A 3,831-nucleotide genomic window follows, 5' to 3' on the forward strand; every position below is an offset into this window, starting at 1 on the left:
GTGGTCTCGTGGCCCGCGATCAAAAACGTGTTGATCTGGTAGCGGATGTTGACGTCGTCGAGCTGCGTGCCGGTGGCGCGGTCGACGCCGGTCATCATGGCGCCGAGCATGTCCTTCTTGCCCTCGGCGGCTTCGGCGTTCTTGCGCCGTTCGGCGATGATCTCGTCGACCATCTTGTTCATGAAGGCGACGTCTTCGCCGAGCGTCTGCCGCCGCTTCTGCAGCCACAGACCCTCCAGCGGAATGCCGCGGGTCATCATGATGGTCTCGAGCGAGCGCACCAGCGACTCGACAAACGGATGGTAATCCTCGCGATAGAAGGAATTGAAACGATAGTCGAATCCGCACAGGCCGATGGTGTCGAGAGTGAGCGCCGTCATGTCGTGGACGACGTCGATCTCGTCGTCGGCATTGAGCCGCCCCCACTTCTGAACCAGCTGCTCGGCGATATCGAGCATGCTGGGATGGTAGGATTGCATCGCACGGTTGCCAAACGGCTGCAGCAGGATGTTGTGCGCCTTGCTCCAGTTCGGCTCGTTGGTGTCGGCGGTGAACAAGCCGTCGCCGCCGACCGCGCGCACCCGGCGCAGCGAGCCGCGCACCGCCTTGTCGAAGCGCTTTTCGTCGCTGAGCTCTTCCACCAGGTCGTGGCCGGAGACGATCACCAGCGGCGCGCCCATCATGTCGAGCCAGAAGATCGGCCCGAGTTCCTTGCTCAAGCGCACAAGATCCTGCACCGGTGCAGTGGAATCCAGCGACAGCATGTTGCCGACCACCGGCTTCTTCGGCGGGTGCGGGATCGGGTTCAGTTTATTGACGGACGCCATTGGTAGATTGTCTCCTGGCCATATTCGTAGGATGGGTCGAGCGTAGCGAAACCCATCAAAAATCTCGGGAGTGCATGATGGGTTTCGCTACGCTCTACCCATCCTACAAGAATCCTGTCTCGCCGCACACACTGCCGTCATCCTGAGGAGCCGCGCCACTTGCGCGGCGTCTCGAAGGATGAGCCGCTTGCGCTCGTGGCCGCATCCTTCGAGGCTCGCCCAAGAGGGCGAGCACCTCAGGATGACGACGGTTGTTTCGTTTCACCCAAACCGCTTCCTGCGCCATTCGATGATCTTCGCGCTTACCTCGACCGGCTTTTCCTGCTGCGTCCAATGGCCGCTGTCGCGGACCAGGTATTTTTCCAGATCCGGAATGATCTTCTCCATGCCGTCGGCAGCCGACGGCGGCAGCACCGCGTCATTCTCCGCCATGATCATCAGCGACGGCACCCGCACGGTATGATCGAGGCCTTCGGAGTTGCGCCAGTTGCGCGACATGTTGCGGTACCAGTTGATGCCGCCGGTGAAGCCGGTTTTGGTAAAGGTGTCGACGAACACTTTCTTTTCTTCCGGCGACAGGATCGGCGTGCGCGGATCGTATCTGGCGTCGTAGCCGGCGATCATCTGCGGAAATGCCAGATTGGTCTTTTTCGATGCACCGACACCCGCGGTCGGCGGCTCGGCGGGGCCGTCGTCCTTGCGCGGCACCGGCTTTCGCATGAAGGCATCGAAGGTCTGCTCGACCCGGCTGCCGAAGATCTTGTCGGGCTCGCGCGCGGGATCCTGGAACTGCACGATGTACATGCTGTCGCCGAACCGCTTGCGGAACAGCTCGATCGGATCGGCCAATGCCCGATCGCTGTGTGGGGTATTGACGCCGATCACGCCGGCGACGCGGTCGATATGGCGCAACGGCATTTGCCAGACAATAAAGCCGCCCCAGTCGTGGCCGACGAAGATCGCCTGGCCGATCTTGAGATGATCGAGCAGCCCGACGAGGTCGCCGGTCAGGTGCTCGATGTCGTAGTCCTCGACCTTCTCGGGCCGGTCGGTCGAGCCATAGCCGCGCTGGTCCGGCGCGATCACGCGGATGCCGGCCTCAGCCAGCGCCTTGATCTGGTGCCGCCACGAGAACGCCAGCTCCGGCCAGCCGTGGCACAGGATCACCGGCGGCGTATCGGTCTTCGGACCGGCTTCGTAATAGCCCATGCGAATGCCGTTGGTTTGCGCGAACTGCAGCGGCGGCATCTCGATCATGTCCCTCGTCCCCGCGAAGTGCTTCACCTCTCCCCGAAGGGGAGAGGTCGGATCGCATCGCCAGATGCGATCCGGGTGAGGGGCTTTCGCCCTATCGATAGTCCGTAGCCCCTCACCCGCCGCGCATCTCGCGATGCGCGTCGACCTCTCCCCTTCGGGGAGAGGTAGGAAACTCGCGCCGCGTCCGGGGCACCAAACTCGTAAGATATCTTCATCAGCTCGCCACGCTCTGCGCCTCGGACGCCGGCGGCGCGAAGGCTGCTTCCAGCGCTTCGAATTCTCCCGGCAGCATGTCGCACAGCACCTGCACATGGGGGATGATGTTGGCGCCGGCGATGAAGCCGAAGTCGAGCTGGTCGCGATAACTCTGCACCGTGATGTTGAGGGCAAGACCATGGGTCGAGATAGACACCGGGAAGATGTGCAAGAGTTCGGCGCCTGCCGCATACAGCGTCTGCCGCGGCCCGGGCACGTTGGACACCGTGATGTTGGCCGCCGGCGGCAGCACGTCCGACAGGCTGGAGCGGCTGTAGAGCAGCGCCAGGATCTGCACCAGGATCGGGGTGCCGAGCATGGAGATGTTGGACACCTGCGGCATCAGCGCCCGCAACGGATGCGACATTTCCTTGGATTTTGTGGATTGCGCGATGATCGCTTGCAGCCGCGCCTTGGGGTCTTCGACATTGGTGGCGATCGAGCAGATCATGCCGAACACCTGATTGTTGGCGTCGGTATTGCCCTCCTCGCGCAGCGAGATCGGCACCGCCGCCGTCATCGATTTTGCGGGAAGCGCGCCGCGCTCCAGCAGATAGCGCCGGACCACGCCGCTTGAGAGCGCCAGCACCACGTCGTTCAATTTGCCGCCGGCTTGCATGCCCAGCGCCTTGGCCCTGGTGAGCGAAACCGATGTGCCGGCAAAGCTGCGTTCCGACGAGATCGATTTGTTCAAGATCGTGGACGGCGACACCATGCTGGCGATGCTGTCGCGCGCTTTCGGATCGGTCACTTTTCCGACCACATCGGAAATGCTTTTGGCCATGGTCGGAAGGCTGCCGACGAATTTCACGGCGCTTTCGATCTGGAACATGGCGTTGTCGAACAGGATCGATCCGATATCGCTCTTGCCCGAGCGCGGCAGATCGATGGCCTTCGGCGTCGCCGCGCCATCGAACGGCTGGCGCCAGAGCTGCTGATAGGAATCGATCAGGTTGGCGGCGATGTCGCGCGGCTCGTTGCCCGCGTTCGCGCGCGGCAGCGGCGTGTCGATCTCGCGCGGCACCGGGGTCACGTCGTAGATCATGTTGGTCAGCGCGGCCCCTGCGCCGCCGTCGATGCAGGCGTGGTGCATCTTGGAATAGAGCCCGATCTCGTTGTCCTTCATGCCCTCAAAAACGTAAAACTCCCACAGCGGCCGGGCGCGGTTGAGCAGCTTTGCATGCATCCAGCCGACGATGCGCTCCAGCGTAGCGCGGTCGTAGGGCGCCGGCAGGCTTCCGCGGAAAATATGGCGGTCGATGTCAAACTGGTCGTCCTCGACCCAGCTCGGGTGATCGATGTCGAGCGGGGCCTTTTCCAGTCGCGCTTTCAGGATCGGCGCGATATGCAGCCGCGAGGCGATCATCGCCTTGAAATCCTCGAAGAAGTTGCCCTGGTAATTCTCCGGCAGCCGGAAGATCGCCATGCTGCCGACATGCATCGGCATCTCCGGCGTTTCCAGATACAGAAACGACGCGTCCATCGAGGACAG

The 3,831-nt window shown here is 62.6% G+C and carries 3 protein-coding genes; all 3 read right to left on the reverse strand.

Features of this window, described 5'->3' with window-relative positions; translation table 11 throughout:
* On the reverse strand, positions 1 to 827 hold an 827-nt coding region (locus VGP39_RS10130), incomplete at its 3' end, for a cytochrome P450 (RefSeq protein ID WP_327567968.1).
* Between the two features lie 261 nt (positions 828 to 1,088).
* Positions 1,089 to 2,084, reverse strand: a complete 996-nt coding sequence (locus tag VGP39_RS10135) for an alpha/beta hydrolase (protein WP_327567969.1) — start codon at positions 2,082 to 2,084, stop codon at positions 1,089 to 1,091.
* A 214-nt stretch (positions 2,085 to 2,298) separates the two neighbouring features.
* A partial coding sequence (locus VGP39_RS10140) for a wax ester/triacylglycerol synthase family O-acyltransferase (protein WP_327567970.1) occupies positions 2,299 to 3,831 on the reverse strand: 1,533 nt, incomplete at its 5' end.

It is taken from the genome of Bradyrhizobium sp. (assembly GCF_036009065.1).
GTDB lineage: Bacteria > Pseudomonadota > Alphaproteobacteria > Rhizobiales > Xanthobacteraceae > Bradyrhizobium.

What these genes read in the sequence shown, in the direction of transcription:
- VGP39_RS10135 (WP_327567969.1), bottom strand. Translation starts at nt 2,084, where the DNA reads ATGATCGAGATGCCGCCGCTGCAGTTCGCGCAAACCAACGGCATTCGC.